13 protein-coding genes are annotated in these 15,826 nt (G+C 68.7%); 4 read left to right on the top strand and 9 right to left on the bottom strand.

Annotated elements, in window-relative coordinates:
* The first annotated feature begins 139 nt into the window (after positions 1-139).
* From QZ607_RS06360 to QZ607_RS06350, 3 genes are all read left to right on the top strand, one after another.
* Entirely contained in the window at positions 140-1,123 is a 984-nt protein-coding gene (locus QZ607_RS06360; protein ID WP_295880927.1) for a MerR family transcriptional regulator, read from the top strand.
* A 192-nt stretch (positions 1,124-1,315) separates the two neighbouring features.
* Entirely contained in the window at positions 1,316-2,941 is a 1,626-nt protein-coding gene (hisF, locus tag QZ607_RS06355; RefSeq protein ID WP_295880925.1) for an imidazole glycerol phosphate synthase subunit HisF, read from the top strand.
* Between the two features lie 53 nt (positions 2,942-2,994).
* Positions 2,995-3,867: a hypothetical protein gene (locus tag QZ607_RS06350; RefSeq protein ID WP_295880924.1), complete on the top strand. Its 873-nt coding sequence runs from the start codon at positions 2,995-2,997 to the stop codon at positions 3,865-3,867.
* Positions 3,868-3,927: 60 nt separating this feature from the next.
* Here QZ607_RS06350 and QZ607_RS06345 read toward each other — a convergent pair whose 3' ends face one another.
* From QZ607_RS06345 to QZ607_RS06335, 3 genes are all read right to left on the bottom strand, one after another.
* Positions 3,928-4,896 (bottom strand): GNAT family N-acetyltransferase, encoded by a 969-nt coding sequence (locus QZ607_RS06345; RefSeq protein WP_295880921.1) that lies wholly within the window; start codon positions 4,894-4,896, stop codon positions 3,928-3,930.
* A gap of 112 nt (positions 4,897-5,008) precedes the next feature.
* Positions 5,009-6,220, bottom strand: coding sequence for a cupin domain-containing protein (locus QZ607_RS06340; RefSeq protein ID WP_295880919.1), 1,212 nt, complete (start codon positions 6,218-6,220; stop codon positions 5,009-5,011).
* Entirely contained in the window at positions 6,217-7,155 is a 939-nt protein-coding gene (locus QZ607_RS06335; protein WP_295880918.1) for a DMT family transporter, read from the bottom strand. Before QZ607_RS06335 ends, QZ607_RS06340 begins: the two co-directional genes overlap by 4 nt.
* 315 nt (positions 7,156-7,470) lie before the next feature.
* On the opposite strand from QZ607_RS06335, the gene QZ607_RS06330 reads away from it, so the two are divergent.
* Positions 7,471-8,070, top strand: a complete 600-nt coding sequence (locus QZ607_RS06330; RefSeq protein WP_295880917.1) for an OmpA family protein — start codon at positions 7,471-7,473, stop codon at positions 8,068-8,070.
* Positions 8,071-8,300: 230 nt separating this feature from the next.
* Here the strand turns inward: QZ607_RS06330 and QZ607_RS06325 are convergent, their stop codons facing one another.
* The 6 genes from QZ607_RS06325 to QZ607_RS06305 all read right to left on the bottom strand — a co-directional run bounded on the left by QZ607_RS06325 (position 8,301) and on the right by QZ607_RS06305 (position 15,193).
* Positions 8,301-8,783, bottom strand: a complete 483-nt coding sequence (locus QZ607_RS06325; protein WP_367268162.1) for an ATP-binding protein — start codon at positions 8,781-8,783, stop codon at positions 8,301-8,303.
* Positions 8,707-8,997: an AAA family ATPase gene (locus QZ607_RS25825; RefSeq protein WP_367268161.1), complete on the bottom strand. Its 291-nt coding sequence runs from the start codon at positions 8,995-8,997 to the stop codon at positions 8,707-8,709. The genes QZ607_RS06325 and QZ607_RS25825 overlap by 77 nt, the downstream gene beginning before the upstream one ends.
* A gap of 113 nt (positions 8,998-9,110) precedes the next feature.
* Positions 9,111-10,478 carry an adenylosuccinate lyase gene (gene purB / locus QZ607_RS06320; protein WP_295880915.1) on the bottom strand — a complete coding sequence of 456 codons (1,368 nt, stop codon included), beginning with the start codon at positions 10,476-10,478 and terminating at the stop codon, positions 9,111-9,113.
* A gap of 11 nt (positions 10,479-10,489) precedes the next feature.
* Positions 10,490-10,732, bottom strand: coding sequence for a hypothetical protein (locus QZ607_RS06315; RefSeq protein ID WP_295880913.1), 243 nt, complete (start codon positions 10,730-10,732; stop codon positions 10,490-10,492).
* Positions 10,733-10,896: 164 nt separating this feature from the next.
* The gene (gene acnA / locus QZ607_RS06310) at positions 10,897-13,560 is read right to left on the bottom strand and encodes an aconitate hydratase AcnA (protein WP_295880911.1); all 2,664 of its coding nucleotides are present in this window, start codon (positions 13,558-13,560) and stop codon (positions 10,897-10,899) included.
* Positions 13,561-13,759: 199 nt separating this feature from the next.
* Entirely contained in the window at positions 13,760-15,193 is a 1,434-nt protein-coding gene (locus QZ607_RS06305; RefSeq protein ID WP_295881019.1) for a dynamin family protein, read from the bottom strand.
* Positions 15,194-15,826: the final 633 nt, after the last annotated feature.

Here is a 15,826-nt window from a genome sequence, read left to right as displayed (position 1 = left end):
GTTGGGTCGCTGCAGCACCTGAAACAGCAGCCGTCCAAGAAATGTCCAACCGTAGGTGCCAAGCTAGACCCCTCTGCTGGCGTTGTCAAGAGCCTGTTCAGATACGATATGGACAAAACATTAACACGCGGAGTTGCCCGTGACTGATTCCCGAGAACCCGAGACCGGCCAGACTTACCGCATCGGCGCGGTGGCGCGGCTCACTGGTATCCCGCCGGACACCCTGCGGGTGTGGGAGCGGCGCTATTCGGTGGTGACGCCCGTGCGCTCCGAGGCGGGCACCCGCCTGTATCGCGCCGAGGACGTGAGCCGACTCAACCTCATCAAGCGCCTCGTGGACAACGGTGATGCCATCAGCCATGTGGCGCGCTTGTCCCTGGAGCACCTGCGGCAGCGGGCGCAGGGACTGGACACCCCGGTGCAGGCGGCCCAGGAGGCGCGGCCCTGCCGCGTGGCCGTGCTGGGTCCATCGCTGCCGCTGCTGCTGCGGGCGGACGGCACAGAGGCAGTGCAGGAGGCCGACGAGGACGTTCACCTGGTCGGTCTGTATACGGAGGAGTCGGCGCTCCGCGATCACGCAAGCCAGCTCGGTTTGGACCTGCTGGTGCTGGAGTGCCCGACCATTCACGAGGATCAGCTGCGCGTGCTCGCCGACCTCGCCGCACGCAGCGGCGCCCCGCGCACGCTGGTGGTCTACAACTACGCGAGCCGCGACGTGGTCAACCGCCTGGAGGCCCAGCACATGGTGGCCAAGCGCGCCCCGGTGGATGCCGCCGAGCTCAAGCGCTGGTGCGTGGCCATGCACAGCTCGGGCGGCGTCGGCGCGGCCGCACTGCTGGCGGAGTTCGACCTGAGCGAGCCTGCGCCGGCGCGGCTCTATGACAGCGCGGCCCTGTCGCGGATCGCAGCCGCTTCGCCCACGGTCAAGTGCGAGTGTCCGCACCATCTGGTGCAGCTGGTCTCAAGCCTGGTGGCCTTCGAGGCCTACTCGCGGGAATGCGAGAACCGCAACGCCGACGACGCGGCGCTGCATGCCTACCTGCACGCCGCCACGGCACAGGCCCGCGCGACCCTGGAGGCGGCGCTGGCCCGGGTGGTGGAGGCGGAAGGCATCGAGGTCTGACCCGGCCCTGGTCGGCCCAGCCCAGCGGGCACGCAGCCGGGGTCGAGCGCAACCGACGCTGCCGCGGCCGCAACGGCCGAGGCGTCCGCGGCGTGCCGACGGCGCCGCTCGCGGGCGCTGCAAGCGGCGCCGAAGGCGGAAACGATGGCTGTTAGAATCCTTGCCGAGCGCCGCCATCCGAGACCAGCCGCAATGATCTCTCTCCTCGACTATGGCGCAGGCAACGTCCGCAGCCTGCGCAACGCCGTCTCCCGCCTCGGCTACGAAGTCACCGATGTCCGCACGGCGGACGACATCCTCGGCGCCGAGCGGCTGCTCTTCCCCGGCGTGGGTGCCTTCGGTGCCGCCATGGGGCGCCTTCAGGAGCTGGGCTTCGTCGAGCCGCTGCTGGACTACCTGCGCGCCGACCGGCCCTTCCTCGGCATCTGCATCGGGCTGCAATGCCTGTTCGAGGGCAGTGAAGAATCCCCCGGCGTGCCCGGGCTCGGCCTGCTGCCGGGGCGTGTGGCGCGCTTCCCCGCCGGGGCGCTGTCCGTGCCGCACATGGGCTGGAACGGGCTGCGGGTCGGGCGGGACTCGGAGCTGCTGGCGGGCCTGACGGCGGACCGCTTCTACTTCGTCCACTCTTACTGCGCCCGGCCCACCGTCGAGAATGCGCACTGGGTGCTGGCGGAAACCGACTACGGCGAGCCCTTCATCTCCGCGGTGCAGCAGGGGCAGGTGATCGCGCTCCAGTTCCACCCGGAGAAGAGCGGTGCCGCGGGCTTGGCGCTGCTGCAGCGCTTCCTCACGGGAACGGTCGCGGTGGCGCCGGCGTTTGCCCCGCGCATCCTGTCGGCGCCCGCGGAGGCCAAATCGCCGCTGCCCACACAGCGCCCGACACGGCTCGCCAAGCGTGTCATCGCCTGCCTGGACGTGCGCAGCAACGATGCCGGGGACCTGGTGGTCACCAAGGGGGATCAATACGACGTGCGCGAGCAGGGCGAGGTGCGCAACCTGGGCAAGCCCGTGGAGCTGGCGGCGCGCTACTACGAGGAGGGCGCCGACGAGATCACCTTCCTCAACATCACCGCGTTCCGCGACTTCCCGCTGCGCGATCAGCCCATGCTGGAGGTGCTGCGGCGCACGTCCGAGCAGGTGTTCGTGCCGCTCACCATCGGCGGCGGCATCCGCGCCTTTACGGATGCGGACGGCCACAGCTACTCCGCGCTGGACGTGGCCGACGAGTATTTCCGCTCCGGCGCGGACAAGATCTCCATCGGCTCCGATGCCGTCCACACCGTGGAGCAGGTGCGCGCACGGGGCGCCGACGGCAGCAGCGCCATCGAGCAGATCGCGGCGCGTTACGGCAACCAGGCGGTGGTCATCTCCGTGGACCCGCGGCGGGTCTACGTGAGCGGCCCGGAGGTGACGGCGCGGCACGTCATCGAGACCGCGCAGCCGGGGCCGAACGGGGAGCGCTGGTGCTGGTTCCAGTGCACCGTGCGCGGCGGTCGCGAAGGCCGCGACGTGGATGCGGTGGAGCTGGCCCGCACCTGCGAGGCGCTCGGCGCCGGCGAGATCCTGCTCAACAGCATCGACCGCGACGGCTCCGGGCTGGGCTTCGACCTGGAGCTCATTGCCGCCGTGCGCGCGGCCGTGGGCATCCCGGTGATCGCCTCCAGCGGCGCCGGCAGCCCCGCGCATTTCGTCGAGGTCTTCTCGGCGACGGGCGCCGACGCTGCCCTGGCCGCCGGCATTTTCCACCGTCGCGAGGTCCCCATCTCCGCTGTGAAGACGGCCCTTGCGGAAGCCGGGGTACCCGTGCGCGCGGCCTGACGGAGGTGCGGAGGATGCTTGAGTGGCTTTACCATCGGCGCCGGCACAGGCCGGTGACGACCGTCACCCGCCCGGCGGTGGCGCTGGCGTTGTCGGCCCTGCTGCTGATAACGGGGTGTGCCGGCATCGCCCGCAAGCCTGCGCCGGACGACGCCGCCCTGCCGGGGGGCATGAACCGCGACGAGCTGCTGACGACCATCGCCACCTGTCACCTGCGCCGCGTGGTGCAGAACGAGGACCGGGGCGCCACGGATGCCGTGGTCATCGCCGCCGTGGAGCGCTACGGCTTCGAGGTGGAAGACATGGTGGAGCGCGCCAATGCGCTCACCGTCGCCGCCGTGGATGATCCGGCGGCCCGCGCCTCGCTGCGGCGCCTGGCGGGCACCGCCTGCGAGCGCCTGGCCGCACTCACGGGCGCGTCGTCCGGGCTGGTGCGCTTCGACCGCTCCGGCAACATCGGCAACACCTGGGTGGTGGTGAACGGCGAGATCCACGACGGCTTCGCGGACGAGGTCATCGACAAGCTGCGCCGCGAGAAGGCCGTCGGTCTGCTCATCACCAGCCCCGGCGGCTCCTTGTACGAGGCACGGCGGCTCGGGCGCTACCTGCGCCAGAACGGGCTGCGGGTGGGCGTCAAGGACGTCTGCACATCGGCCTGCGTGGATGTGCTCGCCGGCGGCATCGAGCGCTTCGTGACCCGCGGCGCCAAGCTCGGCATCCACCAGAGCAAGGTGCCCAAGCACCTGAGCAGTCACGAGGGCGGGCAGCTGTCCGTGGTGGCCGCGGCCCTGTACCTGCGCGAGATGGGCATCGACGACACCGTGGCCCTGGCGGCGGCGTCCGTACCCAACGACAAGATGTACTGGATCTCCGTCGCCGAGGCCCTGGAGACGGGGCTTGCCACCAAGCTGGTGGACAGCCTCTGAGGCGCGCCGCCCGGGAACGCACGGCCTCAGAGACCGCACGGCCTCAGAGACCGCGAGGCCTCAGAGATAGAGCCGCCGCAGGCCGGGGTGAACGCCGCTCTGCTGCCAGAACAGCTCGAAGCGCCGGCGCAGCCGCCGCGTGTGAGCGCTGTCCGAGAAATCCACCAGCAGGCTGTCCCGGGCCGCGGTGGGCCTCAGGGTATAGCCCACCTCGTCCGCGAGCAGGCAGGGCTCCGTCCCCTCGGCCAGCTCCTCCGGCAGGGTGCGGATCTGGATGCCGGAGCTGAAGCGCCGGGAGAGCTCGATGAGGCGGTGACCGCGCTTCACCGGTGCATCCGCATCCGCCACCAGCACCCGCACCGGCACCCGCCCGCGGCGGTGCACGGCGAGCCGCAGCATGGCGTCCAGCACCGGCGACTGGTCGTATAGCCCGGGCTCCAGGTCCGGGCTCGCAATGAGCAGCTCCGTGCGTGCCTGGGCCGCCAGGCTGGCCACCGCGCCGCCCTGGGCCTCCGGCGAGTCGAGCCGCAGCACGCCGGTGGTGTCGCCGAGCCGCCGGGTGTCGAGATCCGCGGCGATGTTCCGGGCGGCATCGGCGAAGCGCATGCGCCGATGCGGGATGCCGGCCTCGTCGAAGACCTCGCCCTCCGGCGCGAAGCCGAGCCCGGCGTAGAAGGGCAGGGCGCTCACCTGGGCGTGCAGGAACAGCGGGCGCACGCCCTCGTCTTCGGCGATGCGCAGCAGCTCCAGCAGCAGTGCACGGCCGACGCCGCGGCGGCGATGCGCTGCCAGCACGGCCATGCGGCCGATCTGACCGGACGGCAACAGGCGTGCGGTGCCGATGGCAGTGCCGTCGGCAGCCTCGGCGAGCAGGTGCACGGCTTCGGTGTCGAGTCCGTCCCATTCAAGCGTTTCCGGCACGCCCTGCTCGCGCACGAACACCTGCCGGCGTACCACCGTCAGGGCGGCGCCGTCCTGTTCCCAGTCGGCCCGGCGGACGCGGAAGTCGGTGTGGTGGTTGTTCGGCATGGCGGGAGGGCCCCAGGTTGACAGGCGGCTGCGGAGCGTCGATCGGCGCTGGCGCGATCTGCTCTGGAGTGTAGGGACGCAGCCTGGCCGGTGGAAGTTCCCGCCGGGTGTGTCAGCTGCCCGGCTCCTGGTCATCGTCATCCGGCACCAGGAAATGTCCGGCGTTGAACAGCCTGGTCAAGAGCTCCAGACAGGGGGCATCGTCGAGCCGCGGCAGCACGGCATCCGCCTGCAGCGCGGGCCGCCGGCACAGCGCCGCCAGGAAGGCGGTGCGGCCGGCGGGCAGGGCGTGGCAGTCGCCGTTGGCGAACAGCAGGTCTTGGGTGTCGCCAGCCGCCGCGGGCAGAAAGAGCAGGCGTGAGGCGCCGTCCCTCGGCAGGCGACCCGCCTCGCGCAGCAGCGCGATGACAGCGTCCGCAGGCCAGGGCGGGTCCGGCGGCAGCAGCTGGATGTTGGGCTTGGGCTCCGTCAGCCAGCTGCCGAGCCAGCGGCGGAACAGGGCCTCGTCGGCGCCCGCGAGCAGCCGCTCGATGCCGCCGCGCAGGGCGCCTGCCAGGTCCGCCGGCAGCGCAGCGGGCTCCACCGGCGGGGCGAGCCCGGGCGGGTCGCGCCAGCGGGTCCCGTCCGCGAGGCCCTCCACCGCGTACTGGAGCCAATCCGCCGCCAGCTCCCGCCAGGCGGGCGCCCGCAGCCCCACCGACCAGGTCATGCAGGGGCCCTCTGCAATGCCCCAGTGCGGCACGCCGGGCGGCAGGTAGAGCAGGTCGCCGGGGCCGAGCAGCCAGTCCCGGTCCGGCTCGAAGCGCGCGAGGATGCTTAGATCCAGATCCGGCAGGCAGCCGGCGGGCGGGTCCGGGCGGGTGTCGATGCGCCAGCGCCGCTGCCCCTGCACCTGCACCAGAAAGACGTCGTATTGGTCCAGGTGCGGCCCCACGGAGCCGCCGTCCTCGGCCCAGCTGACCATGATGTCGTCGAGCCGCCACTCGGGCAGGAAGTCGAAGCAGGCGAGCAGTGCCGCCACCGCCGGCATATGCTTGTCCACGTCCTGCACCAGGAGCGTCCAGTGTGTCGGCGGCAGGGCCGCGAAGTCCGCGTCGTCGAACGGCCCGTGGCTCACCTGCCAGGGGCGCTGCGGGCCGTGCTCGCGGACGATACGCGATTCCACCTCCGGGGCGCAGGCGAGCCCGGCGAGCTCGTCCGGGTCGATGGGGGAGGCGATGCCGGCGCAGGCGCCGCGCAGCAGCAGGGGCCGCTGCTGCCAGAATTCCGCCAGGAAGCGGCCCGCGTCCAGCCCTTCACCCCACCGGAGCCGTTGCGGAATCACGGTGCGACACTCCCCTTGGCATCCGCCGCTCGGGCAGCAGTGGCTCCGCTGCCGACGAGCCGGGCGGGGCGCCGGGTGGCCCGGGTCGCCAGCAGGCCGGCCGCGGCGATGAGCAGGGTGCCGGTGATGGTGGCAAGCGTAAGCGGCTCGTCCCAAAGCAGCCAGCCGTAGGCGGCGCCGAAGACCACCGCGGAATAGCCGAACACGCCCATGCGCGAGGCCGGCGCCAGGGACAGCCCCCGCGTCAGGGCCAGCTGGCCCAGGGTTGCCGCGCCGGCGATGGCCACCAGACCGAGGGCCGCGGCCGCCGACGGCGTCTGCCAGCTCCAGGCGAGTGGGACCGCGGAGATGGCCGCCGCGATGAGCGCGAAATAGAAGACGATGCGCGTCGGCGGCTCGCTGCGGGAGAGCCGGCGCACGGTCACCTTCGCGAGCGCCGCGAGCACGCCGCCGAGGAGCCCGATCAGCGCCACCGGCGACACGCTGAGCCCTGCATCCGTGAAGCTCGGGTCCAAAATCACCGCCACGCCGGCAAAACCGATGCCGAGCGCGAGCGCCAGGGCCGGCGTGACGCGCTCGTGCAGCCAGAGCACTGCGATGATGGGCATGAAAATGGGCGCGGTCAGCTTGAGCAGCATGGCCTCCGCCAGCGGCATGGCGGCGATGGCGTAGAAGAAGCAGTACATGGCGGCCACCCCGGCGCCCGCGCGCAGCAGGTGCAGGCCCGGCACCGTCGTCGCCAGCCTGCCCACGCCGCGGTGTGCCAGCCAGGGCAGCAGCAGCGCCAGCCCGAGGATGTTGCGGGCGAAGACGATCATCGTGTTGTCGAGCTCGCCGGAGACGATGCGAATGCCGACGCCCATGCTCGCAAAGCACAGCTCACCCAGCACGATGTAAAGGGCGCCAAGAGCCAGGGATTGCTTGCGGTGGGGCATGAGTCTCGCGAGTGGTCGCAAAAAAGCGACAGCTGTATGACCTTGAGATGACGAGAAACGTCCAGAAAGCCCTGTGAAGTAAGCAGCTTAGATGTGAGCTTCAAATCGGTTGATGCAAGAAAACCGAAAATTCGAAAAAGTTGCGCAAATGCCGCTCACATTCGCTACACTAATGGGGCCGATCCCTGTACCTAAGCCCGGTGCGTGCGCCGCTGAGATTCCGTGTGAAAAGGCCACGACGTTACGCAACAAGGGCCTTGCAGCAGCACTGAGCACTGCCTATTTTGTCACCACGTTACATTTCGGGAGTCTAAGATGCGACACCTCACCCACCTGCGCACCCTTGCGCTGGCACTGCCGGCCGCCGACGCCCTCAGCTTCACCGCCGTGGCGGACGACATGGACGAGACCTACTGGTATGCCTCCGGCGACCCAACCGTGCCGGACGGGCAGCTCTGGGCCACCAGCTATGGCGAGTGCTGGCAGTCCGCGCCGCCGGACGGCCCCACCAACCTGCCGCCCTGCCAGGTCGAGGTCCGCGACCCGCTGGTGCTGCGCCTCCAGTTCGCGCTGGATCGCTATGGACTCGATGACGTCCTGAACCCCAGTGCCCTCACCGATCTGGATCAGTACATCCAGGAGGTCAAGGATTCTCCGCGCGCCGAGCGGCTGGTCATCGGCGGCTTCACCGACAAGCTCGGAAGCTGGGAGCACAACCTGACCCTCAGCGAGAACCGCGCCAACACCATTCGCAACTACATGATCGATCAGGGCATCCCGCCCGGCGACATCGCCCGCGTCACCGGCTTCTCCTGGGACGTCCCCGCTGAGTATCAGATCGGCGACCTGGGTCCGCTGGAGAACAACCCGCTGCGCCGCCGCGTGGTGGTGCTGGAAGTGCCGGAGGCCATGTAAGCCCCCGACGCCCGGCGCGCGCGCCAAGCCGCCGGGCCGCTTCTCTGCAAAAGCCCGCTGCGCGCCGCGCAGCGGGCTTTTTGCTTTGCGGGTCGGCGCGTCCGGCGCCGCAAAGCACGATGGACCGGCGGGACAGAGGGGCGCGCCCTGTGGCGTTTCGTCGCCGCGCGGTTGCGCGAGCTTCACGCGCCCCGGAGCGTCCGCGCAGCGCCGGCAAACCATACGCGGGCTCATGGCTGGGTCAGTGCGCCGACATCCCGCCAGCCGAGTACCTGGCCCCGGCTCCGACGCTGCGACTGCTCGCCGCCGTAGACGATGTAGGAGCTGACCTCGCGCGCCGGCTCGGCGCTGGCCATCCGATCCGAAAAGCGCTCAAGGGCGTTGAAGAAGTCTGTTGCCACCGTGGCAGCGGATTTGACTTCCACCGCTGTCAGCGCCAGACCGCGCTCCAACAGCAGGTCGATTTCGGCGCCACGGGTCTCGCGGTAGTGGAACAGGGACGGTGGCTCACCCCGGTGCACCAGCAGCTTGAACAGCTCCGCAAAGACCCAGCTCTCGAACACCGCCCCGCGCAGCGGGTGCACGCGCAATTGCTCTGCGTCGCGGACGCCGAGCAGGTGGCAAAGCAGACCGCTGTCAAAGAAGTGCAGCTTGGGTGCCTTGACCAATTGTTTGCGCAGGTTGACGTGCCAAGCCGGCAAGCGGTGCAGCACATAGCCGGTCTCCAGCACCGAGAGCCAGGAAGCCGCGCGGGTCTTCAGTCGCGAAATCCCGAGTATCCAATGCCTCCAGCGACACATAAGGCCGCTCTGGAAACACAGCCCGGCAGAGGGTGGTCTTGCCGGACTGCCGCGGACCCGTGACCGCCACCACGGGATAGTGCCTGGCCGTGGCGCGCAGATGGGGCTCCAGGGTGCGAGGGATCATCTGCCCAGTCCGGCCGCGGATGCATCGATTGTCAGATCAATTGCCAATCGATGCACGCCCGTTCAAACTCACACCATCACGGCGGGATTCGGATCACGAGGCGGGCGGAGGAATCACACGGCCCGCGCCTGCTCGGCGGCGTTGCCGATGTAGCGCGCAGGGGTCAGCGCCTTGAGCTCGGCCTTGGCGTGGTCGGGGATGTGCAGCGTGTCGACGAACGCGGCGAGGGCGTCCGGGCCGATGCGCCGCCCGCGGGTCAGCGCCTTCAGCTTCTCGTAGGGCTGCTCGACGCCGTAGCGGCGCATCACAGTCTGGATGGGCTCGGCGAGGACCTCCCAGTTGGCATCCAGGTCCGCGGCCAGCCGCGCCGGGTCCGCCTCCAGCTTGCCGATGCCCTTCTGCGCGGATTGCAGGGCGATCAGCGTGTGCGCGAGGCCGACGCCGAGGTTACGCAGCACCGTGGAGTCCGTCAGGTCCCGCTGCCAGCGCGAGACGGGCAGCTTGGCGCCCAGATGGCCCAGGATGGCGTTGGCGATGCCGAGGTTGCCCTCGGCGTTCTCGAAATCGATGGGGTTGACCTTGTGCGGCATGGTGGACGAGCCGACCTCGCCCGCGACGGTCTTCTGCTTGAAACAGCCGAGCGAGATATAGCCCCAGACGTCCCGGCAGAAGTCCAGCAGCACCGTGTTGAACCGGGCCTGGGCATCGAACAGCTCGGCGAGGTAGTCGTGCGGCTCGATCTGCGTGGTGTAGGGGTTCCAGGTGAGGCCGAGGGATTCCACGAAGTCCCGCGCCAGGGCAGGCCAGTCCACCTCCGGATAGGCGGCCAGGTGGGCGTTGTAGTTGCCGACGGCGCCGTTGATCTTGCCGAGCAGGTGCACGTCGCCGATGGCATTGCGCTGGATGCGCAGGCGATGCACCACATTGGCCATCTCCTTGCCGAGGGTCGTGGGCGAGGCCGGCTGGCCGTGGGTGCGCGAGAGCATCGGCTGCTCCGCGTACCGGTGCGCCAGGGTGCGGACCGCGTCGATGACCGCGTCCATCGCCGGCAGCAGCACGTCCTCGCGGGCCGCGCGCAGCATCAGCGCATGGGCAAGGTTGTTGATGTCCTCGCTGGTGCAGGCGAAATGGATGAATTCCGACACCGCCGCCAGCTCGGCGTTGTCGGCGATCTTCTCCTTCAGGAAGTACTCCACCGCCTTCACGTCGTGGTTGGTGGTGCGCTCGATGGCCTTGACGCGGGCGGCATCGTCGGGCGTGAAGCCCTGGACGATGGCATCCAGTCGTTCCAGCGCGGCGTCCGAGAGCTCCGGCACCTCGGCGATGCCCGGATGCGCCGCCAATGCCTGAAGCCAGCGCACCTCCACCAGCACCCGGTGGCGGATCAGGCCGTATTCGCTGGCCACCGGCCGGAGGGCTTCGGTCTTATTCCCGTAACGGCCGTCGATGGGGGAGATGGCGGTGAGGGTGGAGAGGTCCATTGAAACTCTCTTCAGTCGGTCAACTCCAACCGCCGCTCGATGCGCCCGAGGCGATCTTCGCGCCGGTCGATTCGTACACTCTGGCCCGCACAGCTTGCATATTGATCGGCCAGGTTGCGGTCAATGCCCGCGAGGCGGGTCTCGATGAGGCTCAGGCGATGCCGAATGTCCTGCTGGCCGCTGCACAGCTCGGTCAGGTCGCCCTGGACCCGTCGTAGAATCTCCAGGACCAAGTTTTCGGTTTCGGCCGTCATTTCGTGCATCCTCCTCGCAAATGAGCTCAGCAGGCCGCGACGCCCCAACCATAACGCACCTGCGACCGCCCGTATCCCGAGCAGTGACCCTGAGGTTTGCGGCTGCGCGGTGGGCCGGGCAAAGCAATGCCCGCCCATCAGCCGTCTTTCCGCCTTGGCCGCCGCTAAGCCGCCAGCTTCCGCAGCACGTAATGCAGGATGCCACCGTGCTGGTAGTACTCCACCTCGTTCGGGGTGTCGATGCGCACGCGGGCCTGGAACTGGCGGGTGCCGCCGTCCGCCGCCGTCGCGGTGACCCTGACCTCCTTGGCACGGCCGTCGTCGAGCCCTTCGATGGTGAATGACTCGTAGCCGGTGAGGCCCAGGGACCCGGCGCTCTCGCCCGGCTGGAACTGCAGCGGCAGCACGCCCATGCACACCAGGTTGGTGCGATGGATGCGCTCGTAGCTCTCGGCAATCACCGCCCGCACGCCCAGCAGCCGCGGGCCCTTGGCGGCCCAGTCGCGCGAGGAGCCGGAGCCGTATTCCTTGCCGGCGATGACGATGGCGGGCACGCCCTCGGCCTGGTACCGCATGGCGGCGTCATAGATGGACAGCTCCTCGCCGGAGGGCTGGTGCAGGGTCACGCCGCCCTCGGTGCCGGGCGCCATCCTGTTGCGCAGGCGGATGTTGGCGAAGGTGCCGCGCATCATCACCTCGTGGTTGCCGCGACGGGAGCCGTAGGAGTTGAAGTCCGCGGGCTGCACGCCGTGCTCGACGAGGTAGCGCCCGGCGGGGCTGTCCGCCTTGATGCTGCCGGCGGGGGAGATGTGGTCCGTCGTGACCGAATCGCCGAGCAGGGCCAGGCAGCGGGCGTTCTCGATGGCCGCCACCGGCTCCGGCTCCATGCTGATGCCCTGGAAGTAGGGCGGCTCCTGGACATAGGTGCTGCCCGCATCCCAGGCGAAGGTCTTGCCGGCGGGCGCCGACAGCCCCTGCCAGCGCTGGTCGCCGTCGAAGACGGTCGCATAGGTGTCGGTGAAGTCGTCCTTGCCGAGGAAGCTCGACACCGTGTCCGCCACCTCGCCCTGGGTGGGCCAGATGTCGCGCAGATACACCGGGTTGCCGTCTTTGTCGTTCGCGAGCGGCTCCTGGTAGGGGTCGAAGTCCATGCGCCCGGCGATGGCGTAGGCCACCACCAGGGGCGGCGAGGCCAGGTAGTTCATGCGCACCTCGGCATGCACCCGGCCCTCGAAGTTGCGGTTGCCGGAGAGCACGGACGCCACCGTCAGGTCGCCGTCGGCGATGGCCTTGGAGACCTCCGGGCGCAGCGGGCCGGAGTTGCCGATGCAGGTGGTGCAGCCGTAGCCCACCACGTGGAAGCCGAGCGCCTTCAGCGGCTCCATGAGCCCGGCGTCCTCCAGATACTTGGTGACCACCATGGAGCCCGGACCCAGTGAGGTCTTGACCCAGGGCGGCACCGTCAGGCCCCGCTCGACGGCCTTCTTGGCCACCAGGCCGGCGCCGAGCATGACGCTCGGGTTGGAGGTGTTGGTGCAGCTGGTGATGGCCGCGATGACCACGGCACCGTCGCCGAGCTCGACATCCTGGCCGTCCATGGTGGCCTTGACGCCCGGGTTGGTCTCCACACCGCGCTCGGCGTTCACCACCTTGAGCGCCGCCTCGAAGCCCGCCTTCACGTCCGTCAGCGCCACCCGGTCCTGCGGGCGCTTGGGGCCGGCGAGGCTCGGCACCACGGTGCCGATGTCCAGTTCCAAGGTCTCGCTGTAGTCGGCCTCGAAGCTGCCGTCGGCGTCGAACATGCCCTGGGCCTTGGCGTACGCCTCCACCAGCGCGACCTGCTCGTCGCTGCGGCCCGTCAGGCGCAGGAAGTCCAGCGTCTCGTCGTCGATTGGGAAGAGGCCGCAGGTGGCGCCGTATTCCGGACCCATGTTGGCGATGGTGGTGCGGTCGCCCATGGGCAGGGTCTTGACGGCCGGTCCGTAGAACTCTACGAACTTGCCGACCACGCCGTGCTGGCGCAACATTTCCACGATGGTCAGCACCAGGTCCGTGGCCGTGGCGCCCTCGGGCAGCTTGCCGGTGAGCTTCACGCCCACCACCTTCGGGATCAGCATGGACACCGGCTGGCCCAGCATGGACGCCTCGGCCTCGATGCCGCCCACGCCCCAGCCCAGCACGCCGACGCCGTTGATCATGGTGGTGTGGCTGTCGGTGCCCACCAGCGTATCCGGATAGGCCTGCAGCACGCCGTTCTGCTCGCGGCCGAAGACCACACGGGCCAGGTATTCCACGTTCACCTGGTGCACGATGCCGGTGTCCGGCGGCACGACGGCGAAATTGTCGAAGGCCTGCTGGCCCCACTTCAGGAACTGGTAGCGCTCCTTGTTGCGGGAGAACTCCAGCTCGGCGTTCAGGCCCAGCGCCGCGTCGGAGCCGTACTTGTCCACCTGCACCGAGTGGTCGATGACCAGCTCCGCGGGCTGCAGCGGGTTGATCTTGTCCGGGTCGCCGCCGAGCGCGCTCATGGCATCGCGCATGGCCGCCAGGTCCACCACGGCGGGCACGCCGGTGAAGTCCTGCATCAGCACCCGGGCGGGGCGGTACTGGATCTCGGTGTCGGGCTCGGCCTGCGGGTTCCAGTTGGCGACGGCCTCGATGTCCGCGCGCTTCACGGTCACGCCGTCCTCGTGGCGCAGCAGGTTCTCCAGCAGGATCTTCATGGAGAAGGGCAGCCGCGCGCTGTTCGCCACCGCGTCCACGCGGAAGATCTCGTAGCGCTTGCCGGCGACGTCGAGGTGGGCCTTGGCCTTGAAGCTGTCGTGCATCTGGGGGCTCCGGTCTGGGCTGGGTTGCGGTGCGGAATCGTCCCGATTCTAGCGATGCACGGGCCACCGCGCACCAAGGATGCCCCAATTGTTGCCATTGGATGACCGACAGCGCGTGCGCAGAGCCCGGCCGCGGCGGGGTGGCCGGCAAGCTGTGGTGCTCGAATCTGAGGCCAGGCTGGTGAGCGCCGACGGGCGATCAGAAGAACGTCTTACGCTTGGGTGTCCCGGACCCGTCGCCTTCGACCAATCGCGGACGGGGCGGCTTTGCTGCGGGGAACATCGCCGGCTCATCCTCCGCCAAGGCGGGGGAGGGCGCGTCGCTGTCACGCATGGCATCGTAGAGCTCGCTCCGAAGCTGCGGGATCAGCTCGCCCGTGAGCTCCTCAAGAAGCTCGCGATCATGCCAGCTCATCTTCTTGAACGATTCCAGGCCGCTTTTCTCAGCAATCTCGCGGGCGCGCGGGCTGACTTCTTCCCACATCATGCGCAAGTCCTCCGCGCGGTCGCGCAACAGCAGCTCCCGATCGTGCAGCTTCTCGAAGATCTGGTCGAAGCGAGAAATCAGGCGCCGTTTGCTCCGCGGGAGCGTGACGAGCTCGGTCAAACTGACAGCCAGGACGGCGGCCAATGCAATTCCAGGCACCGCCACAACCATACCAGTGCCGAAGGCGGCAGCGCCCAGCCCGCCGAAGAGCAGGAGCAAGAGGCCCCGCCAGCGCGCGCGCGTCGATTTGAACTTGTCGGCAGCCTTGTCGATGACCATCGCGTGCAGCCGGAGCCGCTCCGCATAGGCCTGGATCTGTGTGATCTGGTTGTCCATCCGCCGGGTCGGTGTACGGCGTATCTCACCGATCAGGTCGGTGCGTGCCTTTTCGAAATCCTCCATCGGCAGGCGCGACTTCGGCTTGTCGGTCAGCGGCACAAAGGTGTTGTAAATCATCGGCAAGTCTTTGCGCGCGATCACCTTGCCCAGGTTCCAGCAGAGGGCCCCATAGGCCCGTGCGAAGTCGTGCAGGCACTGGAACTGATCCACCTTGTTCAAGATGATCAGCATCTTATGGTCGATGCCCACCAAGGACTCGCGGAAGACTTGAAGTGTTTCGCCCGTCGTCCCGGGCTTGTCCGGATCAAAGAACACCATCACCAGGTCGGCTCGCTCGGCGAACCAACGCACCACACCGGGGAAGTCGAAACCACGCCCATTCTCGGCTTTGGCCGCATCGATCATGCCCGGGCTGTCGATCAGCGTCACCGTTTTCAAGAGCTCAGCTGGGCGCAGCTTCAGCCGCACATGCGAGACCAAGTGGTCACCAAAGTGCCGGAGCCCCTCATAGGGCAGGTCCGGATTGCTGACCACAGCAGGTCCATCCCGCTCGGTCGCGGTCGCGCCATAAGTGATGATCGTGAATCCATCATCCGTGGGAGCAACCCCAGTGCTCTGAACATCGTCGCCCAGGAGATGGTTCACAAATGTGGACTTCCCCGATGAGTGATTGCCCAGGAGCAAGACCTGCGGCGGCCGACGCAGCTCGCCCACAGTGGGTGGACGCCGGAACATGAACTGTTCTGCCAGCGGGTCCAGTGGGTCCTGGTAGTAGTCGCGGATCCGGTTCGCGAACTTTTCCATCACGTGTTGCAAAGGACGTCCTCGTTTCGTCTACTCGATGGCGGATTAGAGCTGGAGAGCCCAAGCGGCCCTGTGCTTGAGGGTTACCCTGAGATGGGCGGATCGAGCTCGAAGTCGGGCTCGCGCCGGCGCGGACACGGCTCGACGACGCGCCGCAGGAAGTTGTGCATCGCGCTCACGCCAGGCCCGATGCTCGTATCGCGTCGAGACAATCAGTTGGCGGGTTGTCGCTCAAGAGGTCGCTCGCCGGAGTCGATCTGCTTCTATCCGCAAAGGTTGACTCGGGACAGGAGGTTAGTGGGGGGTGGGGTGCGCCGTCAACGCGCAACTGCGCGGCTGACGGGCGTCGGGCGCTGTGCAGGCGCCCGCATGCCGGGTGCCGGGGCGAGCATCGACGGCGCAGAGCGCCGCCGCGAGACGCGTGAGGCGGCGCCGTCTCCTGCGAGAGGCGACGGCCGGTCGGATTCCGCGATGACAACACGGCGCAACGGGCCACCTGTCAGGTGATTTGAAGGACCGCTGTATGTTTTCGCTACTTCACTGTTTCAGCGCGAGTTTGTGAGGCAGATGGGCATTTGGGGATGTACGATTCAGTTACGGGGACGGTGTATTGATCTCGCAGAAGCCCGAGACAGA

It is taken from the genome of uncultured Thiohalocapsa sp. (assembly GCF_913063425.1).
In the GTDB taxonomy this organism is placed as follows: domain Bacteria; phylum Pseudomonadota; class Gammaproteobacteria; order Chromatiales; family Chromatiaceae; genus Thiohalocapsa.
The sequence above is the reverse complement of the archived record's forward strand: the minus strand, read 5'-3'. Positions and strand labels throughout refer to the sequence as shown.